Here is a 16237-nt window from a genome sequence, read left to right as displayed (position 1 = left end):
AAATTATTTTGTATTTTTGCCGACATAAAAGAATAAAGCTATGCCGGACTATGATTTAATCACCATACTAGGACCAACTGCCTCAGGGAAAACTCCTTTTGCAGCAGCATTAGCCCATAAGCTAAATACAGAAATTATCAGTGCCGACTCCCGTCAAATCTACCGGGGAATGGACCTCGGTACGGGGAAGGACTTGGCTGATTACACAGTCAACGGACATCCGATCCCCTATCATCTGATCGACATTGCCGATCCCGGGTACAAATATAATGTCTTCGAATATCAGCGGGATTTCCTGATTTCTTATGAATCTATCAAACAAAAAGGCCGTCTGCCCGTTTTATGTGGAGGGACAGGTATGTATCTGGAGTCTGTGCTGAAAGGCTATAAGTTAATGCCGGTACCGGAAAATCCGGAGTTACGTGCCCGTTTCGCTGATCACTCTCTCGAAGAACTGACAGAAATCCTGAGGCAATATAAAACGTTGCACAACTCTACGGATGTGGATACAGTGAAACGTGCTATCCGCGCTATAGAAATTGAAGAGTATTATGCCAAACATCCGGTTCCCGAACGGGAATTTCCGAAGTTGAACAGCCTCATCATCGGAGTCGATATCAACCGGGAGTTACGCCGTGTGAAGATCACCCGACGATTGAAACAACGGTTGGACGAAGGAATGGTAGACGAGATAAGGCGGTTGATAGAACAAGGAATTTCACCGGATGACTTGGTTTACTATGGACTGGAATACAAATTCCTGACGTTGTACGTCATAGGCAAACTGACTTATGAAGAGATGTTCACAGAACTGGAAACAGCTATCCACCAATTTGCCAAACGTCAGATGACCTGGTTTCGCGGCATGGAACGAAGAGGATTTACCATCCATTGGGTCAGTGCAGAGTTGCCTATGGAAGAAAAGATAGCTTTTGTGATAGAAAAACTGCGAGGGAATTAGTATCTTTGTCAGTCATTTACGAATAGTCTGTGAAAGATAAAAATGCGATTGTTAGTTAATACAGTTAGGATAGAAAAACGGTTATGAGTGTAGAACCTGGAAAATGGGGAGTAATTTACAATCCCAAAGCAGGTACCCGAAAGGTACAGAAACGATGGAAAGAAATCAAGGAGTACATGGACAGTAAAGGTGTCAACTATGACTATGTACAATCCGAAGGTTTCGGTTCTGTAGAACGTCTTGCCAAAATACTGGCGAACAACGGCTATCGCACAATTGTCATTGTAGGCGGAGACGGTGCTCTGAACGATGCTATCAATGGTATCATGCTTTCTGACGCCGAAGACAAGGAGAACATCGCCCTCGGTATCATTCCGAATGGTATCGGAAACGACTTTGCCAAATATTGGGGACTCAGCACCGAATACAAACCAGCCGTGGATTGTATCATTAACCATCGCCTTAAAAAAATAGATGTGGGCTTTTGCAATTTCTATGACGGCAAGGAACACCAACGCCGTTATTTTCTGAACGCAGTCAACATCGGACTAGGTGCACGAATCGTGAAAATCACCGACCAGACCAAACGCTTCTGGGGCGTGAAATTCCTGTCATACGTTGCCGCCCTATTCTCGCTGATATTCGAACGGAAACTGTACCGGATGCATCTTCGCATCAACGATGAACACATCCGCGGACGCATCATGACCGTATGTGTAGGAAGTGCCTGGGGTTGGGGACAAACTCCGAGTGCCGTACCTTACAATGGTTGGCTGGATGTATCTGTCATCTACCGTCCGGAATTCCTGCAAATCATTTCGGGATTGTGGATGCTGATTCAAGGAAGAATTCTGAATCATAAAATGGTGAAAAGTTACCGGACAAGAAAAGTAAAAGTGCTCCGTGCACAGAATGCTTCCGTCGATCTGGACGGTCGTCTGCTGGCAAGACACTTCCCACTAGAGATAGGTGTATTATCAGAAAAGACCACTTTAATTATTCCAAATTAGTCAATAAAATCGGGCAACTGACGAAAAGGCAGCCCTCAACTTTTTAAACTATAGATAAGTAATTAGTAACTTGTAATTAATAAAATGATCGAACTTAAGAACAATCCTGCCGGCAATTTCTTTCTGCTGGCTGGTCCATGTGTAATAGAAGGTGAAGAGATGGCAATGCGCATTGCTGAGCGCGTGGTCGGAATCACTGAAAAATTACAGATTCCTTATGTCTTCAAAGGTTCTTACCGCAAGGCAAACCGTTCGCGTCTGGATTCATTCACAGGCATCGGTGACGAGAAAGCGCTCAAGGTACTGAAAAAAGTACGTGATACTTTCGGAGTTCCCACGGTGACGGATATACATTCAGCCAATGAGGCTGAAATGGCTGCCGAATATGCTGACATTCTCCAGATTCCGGCTTTCCTTTGCCGTCAGACGGATTTACTGGTTGCCGCTGCCAAAACCGGAAAGACAATTAACATCAAGAAAGGACAGTTCCTCTCCCCGCTCGCTATGCAGTTTGCTGCAGATAAAGTGGTGGAAGCGGGCAACAAAAACGTGATGCTGACCGAACGAGGAACAACCTTCGGTTATCAAGACCTTGTAGTAGACTATCGGGGAATCCCGGAAATGCAAACGTTTGGTTATCCGGTCATACTGGATGTCACCCATTCATTACAGCAACCCAACCAGACCAGCGGAGTGACCGGTGGTATGCCCCAACTGATCGAAACCGTAGCCAAAGCCGGCATTGCCGTAGGAGCCGACGGTATCTTTATCGAAACACACGAAAACCCCGCCGTAGCCAAGAGCGACGGAGCAAACATGTTGAAGCTGGACCTTTTGGAAGGACTATTAACTAAATTAGTCAGAATACGGGAAGCTATTAAATAATTCTTTTTTCTGCCTGTTTGTGATTATGCACAAAAGAATACGACAGATATTTCAGACAACTTTTTTATAAACTAAATAGAACATGAAACATTTATTACGTGGATTTTTTATTGCAGTTCTCTTTATATGCTGCAATTTCCAACTCGTGTCTGCACAACCCATGCAAACACTGCCTGTGGACAAAAATGTCCGCATAGGTAAACTTGAGAACGGGCTTACTTATTACATCCGACACAACGCACTCCCAGAAAAACGCGTCGAATTTCACATTGCACAAAAAGTGGGTTCCATCCTTGAAGAACCGCAACAGCGCGGTCTGGCCCACTTCCTTGAACACATGGCTTTCAATGGAACAAAGAATTTTCCGGGTGATGAAACAGGACTAGGTATCGTACCTTGGTGTGAAACCAAGGGTATCAAGTTCGGTACAAACCTGAATGCATATACCAGTATCGATAAAACTGTATACCGCATCAGCAATGTGCCTACTGACAACGTCAGCGTAGTAGATTCTTGTCTGCTGATCCTGCATGACTGGTCAAGCGCCATCAACCTTGCCGACAAAGAAATCGATAAGGAACGTGGTGTGATCCGCGAAGAATGGAGAAGCCGCAACAGTGGTATGCAGCGTATCATGACTAACGCCCTGCCTACGATGTATCCGGATTCTAAATACGCTGACTGTATGCCAATCGGAAGTCTGGACGTTATCAACAATTTCCCTTATCAGGACATCCGCGATTATTATGCTAAATGGTATCGTCCTGATTTACAAGGCATCATGATTGTCGGTGACATCAACGTGGACGAAATGGAAGCAAAACTGAAGAAAGTTTTTGCAGACGTGAAAGCTCCGGTACATCCTGCCAACCGTATCTATTATCCGGTAGCAGACAACCAGGAACCATTGATCTTCATCGGTACGGACAAGGAAATCGAGACTCCTTCTATCAGCTTCTTCTTCAAGAGCGAAGCGTTCCCCGATTCACTGAAGAATACAATCAACTACTACGGTATTCAATATATGCTGAGCATGGGTATCAGTATGCTCAACAGCCGTCTGGCAGAAATCCGTCAGCAGGCTGACCCTCCTTTCACTGGTGCAAGCGCAGGTTATGGTGACTTCTTCGTCGCTAAAACAAAAAGTGCTTTCGGTATTGATGCCAGCAGCAAAATTGGTGGTATCGAACTTGCCATGAAAACAATCCTTGAAGAAGCTGAACGCGCACGCCGCTTCGGATTCACTGAAACAGAATATGACCGTGCTCGTGCCAACTATCTACAACGCGTAGAATCCGCTTACAACGAACGCGAAAAGATGAAAAATGATACTTATGTCAACGAATACATCAGCAACTTCCTTGACAATGAACCGATGCCGGGCATTGAGTACGAATATGCAATGATGAACAAGTTGGCTCCCAACATTCCGGTGACAGCTATCAACCAGGTGATGCAACAGTTGATTACTGACAACAATCAGGTAGTACTGCTGGCAGGTCCGGAGAAAGAAGGTTTGAAGTACCCGACTAAAGAAGAAATCACAGCTTTACTGAAACAGATGAAATCTTTCGACTTGAAACCCTACGAAGACAAAGTTTCTAACGAACCTTTGCTGAAAGAAGAACCGAAAGGCGGAAAGATCATTTCTGAAAAAGCCGGAGACATTTACGGAACAACGAAACTGGTTCTGTCCAATGGTGTGAAAGTATATATCAAACCAACAGACTATAAAGCAGACCAAATTTTGATGAAAGGTACCAGTCTCGGTGGTAGCAGTCAGTTTGCTGACAAAGAAATTCTGAATATCTCTCAGATCAATGGTGTTGCATTGGTTGGTGGTATCGGCAACTTCAACAAAGTAGACTTGGGCAAAGCACTTGCAGGCAAACGTGCTTCTGTAGGAGCCGGTGTCAGCGCTACGACTGAAACGGTTTCCGGTAGCTGTTCTCCGAAGGACTTTGAAACAATGATGCAACTTACTTATCTGACTTTCACTGCTCCCCGCAAGGATAACGAAGCATTCGAATCATACAAGAATCGCCTGAAAGCAGAACTGCAGAATGCCGATGCTAATCCGATGACTGCATTCAGCGATACTATTTCTTACGCTTTGTATGGCAACCACCCGCGTTCTTTCAGCATGAAAGAAGAGGATGTAGACAAGATCGACTACGACCGTGTACTAGAAATGTACAAAGACCGTTTCAAAGACGCCAGTGACTTTACATTCTACTTCGTAGGAAACGTAGACATTGAGAAAATGAAACCGATGATTGCCAAATATCTGGGTGGTCTGCCGTCTATCAATCGCAAAGAGTCTTTCAAAGATACAAAGATGGAAATCCGCAAAGGACAATACAAAAACGAATTTGCTAAAAAGCAGGAAACTCCGATGGCTTCCATTATGTTCCTGTTCAGCGGCACTTGCAAGTATGATTTGCGCAACCAGATGACTCTCAGCATCCTTGACCAAGCTTTGGATATGGTTTACACCGCAGAAATCCGTGAAAAAGAAGGAGGTAGCTATGGCGTGAACTGTAGCGGAAGCCTCAGCAGATATCCGAAAGAACAACTCGTTCTTCAAATTGTATTCCAGACTGACCCTGCCAAGAAAGATAAACTGTCGGGCATTGTTATCGAACAGTTGAACAAAATGGCAAAAGAAGGTCCGTCTGCCGAACACATGCAGAAGATCAAAGAATATATGCTGAAAAAATACAAAGATGCTCAAAAGGAAAACAGTTACTGGCTGGGTAACCTGGACGAGTACTTCTACACAGGTATCGACTATACGAAAGACTATGAAACGTTGGTTAACAGCATCACAGCAAAAGATGTACAAGAATTCCTTGCTAAATTGATGAAACAGAACAACGAAATCCAAGTCATCATGACCGTACCTGAAGAAGAAGCTAAATAAACATCTTATAGCATACCAACAGTATGATGATATTCAACGAATTACGCAAACATGGACGGCTTGCCTCCAAACGGCATCCGATGTATGAAAAGAACAAAGTTGCCAAAATTTTCGGATATATCGGGGTTGCCTTTTGGGCAGGATACCTGATCTTCTTCGGCACAACGTTTGCATTCGGCTTTGCAGATATGGTTCCCAACCGGGAACCGTATCATGTAATGAATGCAGTTGTCCTGATTTTTATTTTAGCACTTGATTTCTTGTTGCGTGTTCCGTTCCAAAAAACACCGACGCAGGAGGTAAAGCCTTACCTCCTGCTGCCGGTAAAACGGAATCGTATTATCGATTTCCTGCTCATCCGTTCGGGATTAAGCCTCTTCAACCTGTTCTGGTTGTTTATGTTCATCCCTTTTTCCTTCATTACTATTACCAAGTATTTCGGTATCTTAGGTGTATTCACCTATCTCATAGGCATTTGGTTATTAATCGTAGCCAACAACTACTGGTACCTGTTATGTCGCACACTAATTAATGAACGTATTTGGTGGGTGCTGCTCCCTATCGCTTTTTACGGTGGGCTCGGCTGCCTTGCCTTTATTCCCGAAGACAGTCCCCTATTCTACTTCTTTATGGACTTGGGCGACGGATACATTAACGGGAATATTCTCTATTTTCTAGGTACTATACTTGTCATAGCCATCTTGTGGCTGATCAACCGCAAAATCATGTCCGGTCTTATCTACGCAGAATTAGCCAAAGTAGATGACACTCGCATCAAGCATGTTTCAGAATACAAATTTTTCGAGCGATACGGAGAAGTTGGTGAATATATGCGGTTGGAGTTAAAAATGCTTTTACGCAACCGGCGTTGTAAAGGTGCGCTACGAAGCGTCATTCTTGTCGTCATCGCTTTTTCTTGTATACTGAGCTTTTCAAGCCTTTATGACAGCAGCACAATGACTACTTTTATTTGTGTTTACAATTTTGCCGTATTCGGCATGATCATTCTTTCACAGCTTATGTCCTTCGAGGGCAACTACATTGACGGCCTAATGTCCCGCAAAGAATCTATCATGAGTCTGTTGAAAGCAAAATATTATATTTATACTATTGGCGAAGTCGTTCCCTTTATGCTGATGATCCCCGCCATAATAATGGACAAAGTACCTTTATTGGGTATTTTTGCCTGGTTCTTTTACACCACCGGTTTTATCTATTTCTGTTTCTTCCAACTGGCTGTTTACAATAAACAAACTGTAGCTCTAAACGAAAAAGTGTCAAGCCGCCAAACCAATAGCGCCATACAAATGGTTGTCAACTTCGGAGCTTTCGGAGTTCCCTTAATCTTGTATTCTACATTAAATGCACTTTTGGGTGAGACTGTAGCATACTCTATCCTGCTCGTCATCGGGCTCGGATTCACCATTACTTCTCCGCTTTGGATCAGAAATGTTTATAAGCGCTTCATGAAACGAAGATACGAGAATATGGAAGGCTTCAGAGACAGTCGCCAATAAGAGATTTACAATTGAACCGATTTACCATTTTACGATAAAAAATACCAAGACAATGATAAGCATCAATAATCTTCAAAAGAAATTCGGCGAAAAGATGGCCGTGAACATAGACCACTATGAGATCAATCAAGGCGACATGCTCGGATTGGTAGGAAACAACGGTGCTGGTAAAACAACACTCTTCCGGTTAATGCTCGATTTGCTGAAAGCGGATAATGGCAATGTAGTCATCAACGATATTGACGTCAGCCAAAGTGAAGACTGGAAAAACGTTACAGGTGCTTTCATTGACGACGGATTTCTGATCGACTACCTAACTCCGGAAGAATATTTCTATTTTATAGGGAAAATGTACGGACTGAAAAAGGAAGAGGTAGACGAACGTCTTGTACCGTTCGAACGTCTGATGAATGGAGAAGTGATCGGGCAAAAGAAATTAATCCGCAATTATTCTGCCGGTAATAAACAGAAAATCGGTATTATCTCCGCTATGCTTCATTACCCTCAACTGTTGATACTCGATGAACCGTTCAACTTCCTTGATCCCAGTTCGCAGTCTATTATCAAGCATATGCTTAGGAAATACAGTGAAGAACATAATGCAACAGTAATTATTTCCAGCCACAATCTGAATCATACGACAGATGTATGTCCACGTATTGCCCTGCTGGAGAATGGTGTCATTATCCGGGATATTATTAATGAGAATAATTCTGCAGAAAAAGAACTGGAAGACTACTTTAATGTAGAAGAATAAAGCAAATTACGATACCTGATGAAAGAGAGCCGATGAAAGTAAAATTCAAACTTATCCTCATACTGACAGGACTGATCTTTATCCTTAGTTCCTGCCGTACATCCGCTCCCCGTTTGGATTATCAAGCACTAGCACGTGCTTCCATCCTGCTGGGTGTAGATATTAATATGGAAGATAACCATAAACTCTATTTGGAATCAGCCGAATGGATAGGTGTTCCTTATCGTGGAGGAGGCGATTCAAAACGTGGCACTGATTGTTCAGGGCTTACTTACCAGATATACCGGAAAGTCTACCGTATGCAAGTCCCGCGGAACTCTGAAGACCTGAGAAAAGAAAGCACCAAAGTAGCCAAACGAAATCTACGAGAAGGAGACCTCGTATTCTTTAGCAGTAGCCGTTCCAAAAAGAAAGTAGCTCATGTAGGCATCTATCTTAAAAACGGGAAATTCATTCATGCCAGCACCAGCAAAGGAGTTATTGTCAGTCGTCTGAGTGAAGACTATTACACCAGACACTGGATATCCGGAGGAAGAATACGCTGATTACCAACTAAAAACATATAGAATCATGAAATCATTTATTGGAGCAATCATATTTATCTGCGTAGCATTAAGCGCAAATGCACAACTTTTATGGAAAGTTTCTGGAAACGGACTTAGCAGCCCCTCCTACATCATGGGGACTCACCATCTTGCTCCGTTAAGTATCAAAGACGGTATCACCGGATTACAGAAAGCAATGGATGAAACGCAACAAGTATATGGAGAACTGAAAATGTCGGAGATACAATCTCAGGCTACCATCCAAAAGATGCAGAAAATGATGATGATCGAAAGCGATACGACTCTAACCACTCTCCTTTCACCGGAAGAATACGAAACAGCTAATAAATTCTGTAAAGAGAACCTGATGATGGACCTGAGTATGGCACCCAAAATCAAACCAGCTTTCTTACTGAACAACATAGCAGTGGTGGCATACATCAAACATATTGGAAACTATAATCCTCAAGAACAGCTTGATACTTATTTCCAAACTCAGGCAATACAGAAAGGAAAAAAAACAGATGGGCTGGAAACCCCGGATTTCCAATTTAACCTATTATATAATGGACTATCCCTGCAACGCCAAGCACAACTGCTCATGTGTACCCTCAACAACATCGACAAAGAAGTGGAAAGCCTCAAAAGACTGACGGACGCCTACATGAAACAAGATTTAGAAACCATGCTTAAGATCAACGAAGAACGCAAAGGGAATCAATGTGACGCACTTCCCGCAGAAGAAGATGCCATGATTTACAACCGTAACAAAACATGGGCACAGAAATTGCCGGCAATCATGAAAGCCGCTCCCACCTTTGTTGCAGTCGGTGCTTTGCACCTGCCGGGTGATAAAGGATTATTAAACTTACTGAAAAAACAGGGATATACAGTAGAAGCAGTGAAATAAAAAAGGTGTTCATTATATTTGCCGAAAACATCTTCCCATGAACTATAAAACTTATTTATTTGATTTCGACTATACATTAGCCGACTCATCACGGGGTATCGTTACTTGTTTCAGGAATGTACTCAATCGCCACCAATATACGAACGTCACTGACGAAGCGATCAAACGTACTATTGGCAAAACACTGGAAGAATCTTTCAGCATACTGACCGGAGTCACCGACTGGGAACAGCTCACAGTTTTCCGACAAGAGTACAGACTGGAAGCAGATGTTCACATGAACGTGAATACCCGTCTTTTTCCTGATACACTCTCTACTCTGAAAGAGCTAAAAGAACAAGGTGCCCGCATCGGTATTATCTCTACTAAATACCGTTTCCGTATACTCAGTTTTCTGGATGAGTATTTGCCGGAAAACTTTCTCGACATAGTGGTAGGCGGAGAAAATGTGCAAACTGCCAAACCTTCACCGGAAGGAGTAAACTTCGCTCTCGAACACCTGGGCAGTGCTCCGCAAGAAACTTTATATATTGGAGACAGTACAATAGATGCCGAAACAGCACAAAATGCAGGAGTAGACTTTGCAGGTGTCCTTAATGGGATGACTACCGCTGATGAACTTAAAGCCTATCCCCATCGGTTTATCATGGAGAATTTATCCTGCTTGCTACAAATATAATTATTGAAGTGGACGAAGACAAAAGATACTTCAAAAATTCATGTGAAAGCTGTATCTCCAAAAGGAAAACAGAGTATATGTAAAATGCTTTAATAAGAAACAGCAAAAAATAAAGGAAAAATTTGTCTGAAACAAATAAAAAAAGTAATTTTGTGCCCGATTATTCCGCAACGGGTTCGACAAAGAGTTCTTTAAGTGATTAAAGACCACCCGCCGGAGCTAACTTATACATTATATATAAGATGTACGCAATTGTAGAAATTAACGGTCAGCAATTTAAAGCAGAAGCTGGTCAGAAGTTGTTCGTTCACCACATCGAAGGTGCAGAAAACGGTTCAACAGTAGAATTTGAAAAAGTTCTTTTGGTAGACAAAGACGGAAACGTAACTGTAGGTGTTCCGACTGTAGAAGGTGCAAAAGTTGTTTGCCAGGTTGTTTCAAGCTTGGTTAAAGGCGACAAAGTTCTTGTTTTTCACAAGAAAAGAAGAAAAGGTCACAGAAAACTGAACGGTCACCGTCAACAGTTCACTGAGTTAACAATCACAGAAGTAGTAGCTTAATCATTTAAAAAGTAAGAAGAAATGGCACATAAAAAAGGTGTCGGTAGTTCTAAGAACGGCCGCGAATCACATAGCAAAAGATTAGGCGTAAAGATATTTGGTGGCGAAGCTTGCAAAGCAGGTAATATTATCATTCGTCAAAGAGGTACTGAATTCCACCCGGGTGAAAACATCGGAATGGGTAAAGACCACACTCTTTTCGCTTTAGTAGATGGTACAGTTAGCTTTAAAGTAGGCAAAGAAGACAGAAGATACGTTTCTATCATTCCTGCTGAAGCAACAGAAGCATAATTGCACAACTGAAATATTCAAGAAAAGGAGATGTAATCCAAAAGGATTGCATCTCCTTTCTTTATTTATGCAGATTTTCATTGCTCGCTTATTCGTTTTTTCTTTATCTTTGTAGCCTTAAAAAGAAAGTTCATAAAAAGTATAGATATGCTTACCATTAAACAGATTACAGAAAATACAGAGGCGGTACTCCGCGGGCTGGAAAAGAAGCATTTCAAGAATGCAAAAGAGACGATTGACGAAGTCATCACCCTCAACGACAAGAGACGTACTACGCAAAACCTATTAGATAAGAATCTGGCAGAGGTTAACTCACTTTCCCGTACTATCGGTCAGTTGATGAAAGAAGGAAAGAAAGAAGAAGCCGAAGCTGCACGTGCACGTGTTGCCGAACTGAAAGAAAGCAACAAAGCACTGGACGCTACTATGACACAGGCTGCTACAGACATGCAGAATCTACTTTATACCATCCCCAACATCCCTTATGACAGCGTACCTGAAGGTGTAGGTGCCGAAGACAACGTCGTAGAAAAGATGGGAGGTATGGAAACAGAACTTCCCAAAGATGCACTGCCTCATTGGGAACTGGCTAAAAAATATGATTTAATCGATTTTGACCTCGGTGTAAAGATTACAGGGGCAGGTTTCCCTGTATATAAAGGAAAAGGTGCCCAGCTGCAACGCGCTCTGATCAACTTCTTTCTGGACGAGGCACGCAAGTCCGGATATACAGAGATCATGCCACCGACAGTAGTCAATGCAGCTTCCGGTTATGGTACCGGACAACTTCCCGACAAAGAAGGACAAATGTATCATTGCGAAGTAGATGATCTTTATCTGATTCCGACAGCCGAAGTGCCTGTTACCAATATCTACCGCGATGTTATTCTGGAAGAGAAACAGTTGCCGATCATGAATTGTGCGTACACACAATGTTTCCGTCGCGAAGCAGGTTCTTACGGTAAAGACGTACGTGGTCTGAACCGCCTGCACGAATTCTCCAAAGTAGAATTAGTACGCATCGACAAGCCGGAACACTCCAAAGAATCTCACCAGCAAATGCTCGACCACGTAGAAGGTCTATTGCAAAAACTGGAACTTCCATACCGTATTCTCCGTTTGTGTGGTGGCGACATGAGCTTTACCGCTGCGCTATGCTTCGATTTCGAAGTATATTCCGAAGCACAGAAGCGCTGGCTGGAAGTAAGTTCCGTATCCAACTTCGACACCTACCAGGCTAACCGCCTGAAATGCCGCTACCGTAGTGCAGAAAAGAAAACAGAACTTTGCCATACACTGAACGGTTCAGCATTAGCATTACCACGCATCGTCGCCGCCTTACTGGAAAACAATCAAACCCCCGAAGGTATCAGAATACCTAAAGCATTGGTTCCATATTGCGGTTTCGACCTGATAGACTAAGAAACTTTTTACTCCTGTAAGAACAAGACATATTTGCCCCTTACAGGAGTTTTCTTTATTTATTAACCTTTAACACATTTACCCCCATGACAAAAAACACAAAAAGTTTTGCATTGCCATTGGCATTCATTGGCGTCATGTTCTTCTCATTGGGCTTCGCCCTTGGTATCAACTCCGTACTAGTCCCCGTTTTGAAAGGGTCGCTGGAAATCAGTTCAGCCGAATCGTACTTGATCATTGCCGCTACTTTCATTCCATTTCTTATCTTTGGTTATCCGGCAGGACTTACAATTAAAAAAATTGGATACAAACGGACAATGGTCCTTTCATTCCTTATGTTTGCCATAGCTTTCGGGCTTTTTATACCATCGGCAAGTTATGAAAGTTTTCCTCTATTTTTGCTGGCCTCCTTCATCAGCGGAACCGCCAATGCCTATCTGCAGGCTGCCGTAAACCCATACATCACCATTCTGGGACCGATAGACAGTGCCGCCAAACGCATTAGCATTATGGGTATATGCAATAAACTTGCATGGCCAATCCCCCCTTTATTCCTGGCGTTTCTTATCGGAAAAGAAGTAACTGATATTACCGTCTCCGACCTGTTTTTGCCCTTCTACGTTATTATCGCCGCATTCATTGCATTAGGAATTATTGCTTATATGGCTCCACTACCAGAGGTAAAAGCTGTCGGCGAAGACGATAGCGAAGAGGCAGCCGAATCCTGTCCTTATGCAGCAAAGAAAACATCCGTCTGGCAATTCCCGCATCTATTATTAGGATGCCTCGCCCTCTTTTTATATGTAGGTGTAGAAACTGTATCACTTGGCACATTAGTCGATTATGCCACTAGCCTCCATTTGGAAAATGCAGCAATGTATGCCTGGATCGCTCCGATAGGCATTGTCATCGGCTATATTTGCGGTATCATCTTCATCCCCAAATATATGAGTCAGGCTACAGCATTGAAGATTTGTTCTATTTTAGCAATCATCGGTTCCGTATTAGTAGTACTTACGCCTGCCGATATATCCATCTATTTCATTTCCTTCATGGCGCTGGGATGCTCTTTAATGTGGCCTGCTTTATGGCCTTTGGCTATGGCAGACTTAGGAAAGTTTACCAAATCCGGTTCATCTCTTTTGATTATGGCAATGGCAGGTGGTGCCGTCATTCCTACTTTATTCGGTTATTTAAAAGACATTTCAGATATCCAGAATGCTTATTGGATTTGCCTCCCCTGTTTCCTGTTTATTCTATATTACGGAGTGGCGGGATATAAAATCAGAACGAAATAAATAAAGATATCCGTATAGATATGGGAAGCCGCTCATCAAAAGAGTGGCTTTTCTTTTTATATTTCGTAAATAAGCTGTATCTTTGCCAAAATTTACAACATTCTGATAGCAGTTACGTAATAATACCAACAAAATAATTAGATAATGAACAAAATCATTAGCAAAGAACGCTTTTCTGAGAAAGTGTTTAAACTTGAAATTGAAGCTCCTTTAATTGCTAAATCCCGCAAAGCCGGACACTTCGTCATTGTACGTGTAGGCGATAAGGGAGAACGTATGCCTCTGACGATTGCCGGTTCTGATTTAAAGAAAGGTACAATCACTTTGGTGATACAGGAGGTCGGGCTCTCCTCTACCCGTCTCTGTGAATTGAACGAAGGTGATTATATCACCGATGTGGTAGGTCCGCTTGGACAAGCTACCCATATTGAGAATTTCGGAACAGTTGTTTGTGCTGGTGGTGGTGTAGGTGTTGCTCCGATGCTTCCTATAGTACAAGCATTGAAAGCTGCCGGCAACAGAGTGATCACAGTATTGGCCGGACGTAACAAAGATCTTATCATTCTGGAAAAAGAAATGCGCGAGAGCTCCGACGAAGTGATTATCATGACGGACGACGGCTCTTATGGCCGCAAAGGCTTGGTAACCGAAGGCGTAGAAGAAGTAATCAAACGTGAAAAAGTTGATAAATGCTTTGCCATCGGTCCTGCTATCATGATGAAATTCGTTTGTCTGCTGACTAAGAAATATGAGATACCTACCGATGTTTCATTGAATACCATTATGGTAGACGGGACAGGTATGTGTGGTGCTTGCCGCATCACTGTAGGAGGAAAAACGAAGTTCGTATGTGTTGATGGTCCGGAGTTTGACGGTCATCAAGTGGACTTTGACGAGATGCTGAAACGTATGGGTGCGTTCAAGAAAATTGAGCGTGAAGAGATGCACAAGCTCCAACCCGAATGTGAAGCGACCAAAGAAATGGATGAAAAAAGTCGTAACGCTGCCTGGAGACAGGATTTGCGTAAATCGATGAAACCGAAAGAACGTACAGCTATCCCCCGTGTCGAGATGAACGAGCTCGATGCCGAATACCGCTCACATAGCCGTAAGGAAGAAGTAAACCAGGGATTGACTGCCGAGCAAGCAGTTACAGAAGCCAAGCGTTGTCTGGATTGTGCCAATCCGGGATGTATGGAAGGCTGTCCGGTAGGCATTGACATTCCACGTTTCATAAAGAACATTGAGCGCGGTGAATTCCTTGAAGCAGCCAAAACACTGAAAGAAACAAGTGCACTTCCGGCTGTATGCGGTCGCGTTTGCCCCCAGGAGAAACAGTGCGAATCCAAATGTATACACTTAAAGATGAAAGAGAAACCGGTGGCCATCGGTTATCTGGAACGCTTTGCTGCTGACTTTGAACGTGAAAGCGGGCAGATTTCAGTACCTGTCATTGCCGAAAAGAACGGTATCAAAGTTGCGGTTATCGGTTCGGGTCCTGCCGGATTATCATTCGCAGGCGATATGGCAAAATACGGTTATGACGTAAAAGTATTCGAAGCACTGCACGAAATCGGTGGTGTATTGAAATACGGTATCCCGGAATTCCGTCTGCCTAATAAGATTGTAGACGTTGAAATAGACAACCTCGCCAAAATGGGTGTCACTTTCATTAAAGACTGTATTGTAGGAAAAACAATCAGTGTGGAAGATTTGAAAGAAGAAGGTTTCAAAGGAATATTCGTTGCCTCAGGCGCTGGCCTGCCTAACTTTATGAATATACCGGGTGAAAACTCAATCAATATCATGTCTTCTAACGAATACCTCACTCGTGTCAATCTGATGGATGCCGCTAGTGAAGACTCCGATACTCCGGTAGCTTTCGGTAAGAATGTAGCTGTCATCGGCGGTGGTAATACTGCTATGGACTCTGTCCGTACTGCCAAACGCTTAGGTGCCGAACGTGCCATGATCATCTATCGTCGTTCGGAAGAAGAAATGCCGGCACGTATCGAGGAAGTAAAACATGCCAAAGAAGAAGGAGTCGAATTCCTGACCTTACACAATCCTCTCGAATATATTGCCGACGAACAAGGTTGCGTGAAACAAGTTATCCTCCAGAAAATGGAATTGGGCGAACCGGATGCTTCCGGACGTCGTAGTCCTGTCGCCATTCCGGGGGCAACGGAAACAATTGATATCGATCTGGCTATTGTCAGCGTTGGCGTATCTCCGAATCCGATTGTGCCCAGTTCGATCAAAGGACTGGAATTAGGCCGCAAAGGAACCATTTCCGTAGATGAAAATATGGAATCTTCTATTCCGATGATCTATGCAGGTGGAGACATTGTGCGTGGTGGAGCTACTGTTATTCTTGCAATGGGCGACGGTCGTAAGGCAGCTGCTGCCATGAATGAGCAACTGCAAAGCAAATAAAAAAAGACCTGATTATAGCAGAAAGCCCCGTTTACTGAATGTA

The 16237-nt window shown here is 43.2% G+C and carries 14 protein-coding genes; all 14 read left to right on the top strand.

Annotation, left to right across the window (positions count from 1 at the left end):
- The first annotated feature begins 40 nt into the window (after positions 1 to 40).
- The 14 genes from miaA to BLW31_RS13225 all read left to right on the top strand — a co-directional run bounded on the left by miaA (position 41) and on the right by BLW31_RS13225 (position 16194).
- Positions 41 to 961, top strand: coding sequence for a tRNA (adenosine(37)-N6)-dimethylallyltransferase MiaA (gene miaA, locus BLW31_RS13295; RefSeq protein WP_010536919.1), 921 nt, complete (start codon positions 41 to 43; stop codon positions 959 to 961).
- Positions 962 to 1044: 83 nt separating this feature from the next.
- On the top strand, positions 1045 to 1971 hold the full coding sequence (locus BLW31_RS13290) for a diacylglycerol/lipid kinase family protein (RefSeq protein WP_010536918.1): 927 nt from the start codon (positions 1045 to 1047) through the stop codon (positions 1969 to 1971).
- A gap of 84 nt (positions 1972 to 2055) precedes the next feature.
- Positions 2056 to 2856 (top strand): 3-deoxy-8-phosphooctulonate synthase, encoded by an 801-nt coding sequence (gene kdsA / locus BLW31_RS13285; protein WP_010536917.1) that lies wholly within the window; start codon positions 2056 to 2058, stop codon positions 2854 to 2856.
- 82 nt (positions 2857 to 2938) lie between these two features.
- Positions 2939 to 5779, top strand: coding sequence for a M16 family metallopeptidase (locus BLW31_RS13280; protein WP_010536916.1), 2841 nt, complete (start codon positions 2939 to 2941; stop codon positions 5777 to 5779).
- Positions 5780 to 5802: 23 nt separating this feature from the next.
- Positions 5803 to 7296: a DUF5687 family protein gene (locus BLW31_RS13275; RefSeq protein ID WP_010536915.1), complete on the top strand. Its 1494-nt coding sequence runs from the start codon at positions 5803 to 5805 to the stop codon at positions 7294 to 7296.
- 52 nt (positions 7297 to 7348) lie between these two features.
- A complete protein-coding gene (locus BLW31_RS13270) occupies positions 7349 to 8053 on the top strand; it encodes an ABC transporter ATP-binding protein (protein ID WP_010536914.1) in 705 nt (234 codons plus the stop codon).
- A gap of 32 nt (positions 8054 to 8085) precedes the next feature.
- Complete coding sequence (locus tag BLW31_RS13265) at positions 8086 to 8598, top strand: C40 family peptidase (RefSeq protein WP_010536913.1); 513 nt, start codon at positions 8086 to 8088, stop codon at positions 8596 to 8598.
- 25 nt (positions 8599 to 8623) lie between these two features.
- Positions 8624 to 9508 carry a TraB/GumN family protein gene (locus BLW31_RS13260; RefSeq protein ID WP_010536912.1) on the top strand — a complete coding sequence of 295 codons (885 nt, stop codon included), beginning with the start codon at positions 8624 to 8626 and terminating at the stop codon, positions 9506 to 9508.
- Between the two features lie 37 nt (positions 9509 to 9545).
- Positions 9546 to 10187: an HAD-IA family hydrolase gene (locus BLW31_RS13255; RefSeq protein WP_010536911.1), complete on the top strand. Its 642-nt coding sequence runs from the start codon at positions 9546 to 9548 to the stop codon at positions 10185 to 10187.
- A 242-nt stretch (positions 10188 to 10429) separates the two neighbouring features.
- Positions 10430 to 10747, top strand: coding sequence for a 50S ribosomal protein L21 (rplU, locus tag BLW31_RS13245; RefSeq protein ID WP_010536910.1), 318 nt, complete (start codon positions 10430 to 10432; stop codon positions 10745 to 10747).
- Between the two features lie 21 nt (positions 10748 to 10768).
- Positions 10769 to 11038, top strand: a complete 270-nt coding sequence (gene rpmA / locus BLW31_RS13240; RefSeq protein ID WP_010536909.1) for a 50S ribosomal protein L27 — start codon at positions 10769 to 10771, stop codon at positions 11036 to 11038.
- A 147-nt stretch (positions 11039 to 11185) separates the two neighbouring features.
- Entirely contained in the window at positions 11186 to 12460 is a 1275-nt protein-coding gene (gene serS, locus BLW31_RS13235) for a serine--tRNA ligase (RefSeq protein ID WP_010536908.1), read from the top strand.
- Between the two features lie 86 nt (positions 12461 to 12546).
- Positions 12547 to 13758 carry a glucose/galactose MFS transporter gene (gene gluP, locus BLW31_RS13230; RefSeq protein WP_022300743.1) on the top strand — a complete coding sequence of 404 codons (1212 nt, stop codon included), beginning with the start codon at positions 12547 to 12549 and terminating at the stop codon, positions 13756 to 13758.
- Between the two features lie 144 nt (positions 13759 to 13902).
- The gene (locus tag BLW31_RS13225) at positions 13903 to 16194 is read left to right on the top strand and encodes a bifunctional dihydroorotate dehydrogenase B NAD binding subunit/NADPH-dependent glutamate synthase (RefSeq protein WP_010536905.1); all 2292 of its coding nucleotides are present in this window, start codon (positions 13903 to 13905) and stop codon (positions 16192 to 16194) included.
- Positions 16195 to 16237: the final 43 nt, after the last annotated feature.

Source organism: Bacteroides faecis MAJ27 (assembly GCF_900106755.1).
GTDB classification, from domain to species: domain Bacteria; phylum Bacteroidota; class Bacteroidia; order Bacteroidales; family Bacteroidaceae; genus Bacteroides; species Bacteroides faecis.
Note: the sequence above shows the minus strand (reverse complement) of the source record. Positions and strands in the feature narration are given on the sequence as shown.

Coding starts and splice junctions, on each gene's coding strand:
- rplU (WP_010536910.1), top strand. CDS start 10,430: ATGTACGCAATTGTAGAAATTAACGGTCAGCAATTTAAAGCAGAAGCT.
- BLW31_RS13280 (WP_010536916.1), top strand. CDS start 2,939: ATGAAACATTTATTACGTGGATTTTTTATTGCAGTTCTCTTTATATGC.
- serS (WP_010536908.1), top strand. CDS start 11,186: ATGCTTACCATTAAACAGATTACAGAAAATACAGAGGCGGTACTCCGC.
- miaA (WP_010536919.1), top strand. CDS start 41: ATGCCGGACTATGATTTAATCACCATACTAGGACCAACTGCCTCAGGG.
- BLW31_RS13290 (WP_010536918.1), top strand. CDS start 1,045: ATGAGTGTAGAACCTGGAAAATGGGGAGTAATTTACAATCCCAAAGCA.
- BLW31_RS13265 (WP_010536913.1), top strand. CDS start 8,086: ATGAAAGTAAAATTCAAACTTATCCTCATACTGACAGGACTGATCTTT.
- BLW31_RS13260 (WP_010536912.1), top strand. CDS start 8,624: ATGAAATCATTTATTGGAGCAATCATATTTATCTGCGTAGCATTAAGC.
- kdsA (WP_010536917.1), top strand. CDS start 2,056: ATGATCGAACTTAAGAACAATCCTGCCGGCAATTTCTTTCTGCTGGCT.
- rpmA (WP_010536909.1), top strand. CDS start 10,769: ATGGCACATAAAAAAGGTGTCGGTAGTTCTAAGAACGGCCGCGAATCA.
- BLW31_RS13225 (WP_010536905.1), top strand. CDS start 13,903: ATGAACAAAATCATTAGCAAAGAACGCTTTTCTGAGAAAGTGTTTAAA.
- BLW31_RS13255 (WP_010536911.1), top strand. CDS start 9,546: ATGAACTATAAAACTTATTTATTTGATTTCGACTATACATTAGCCGAC.
- BLW31_RS13275 (WP_010536915.1), top strand. CDS start 5,803: ATGATGATATTCAACGAATTACGCAAACATGGACGGCTTGCCTCCAAA.
- gluP (WP_022300743.1), top strand. CDS start 12,547: ATGACAAAAAACACAAAAAGTTTTGCATTGCCATTGGCATTCATTGGC.
- BLW31_RS13270 (WP_010536914.1), top strand. CDS start 7,349: ATGATAAGCATCAATAATCTTCAAAAGAAATTCGGCGAAAAGATGGCC.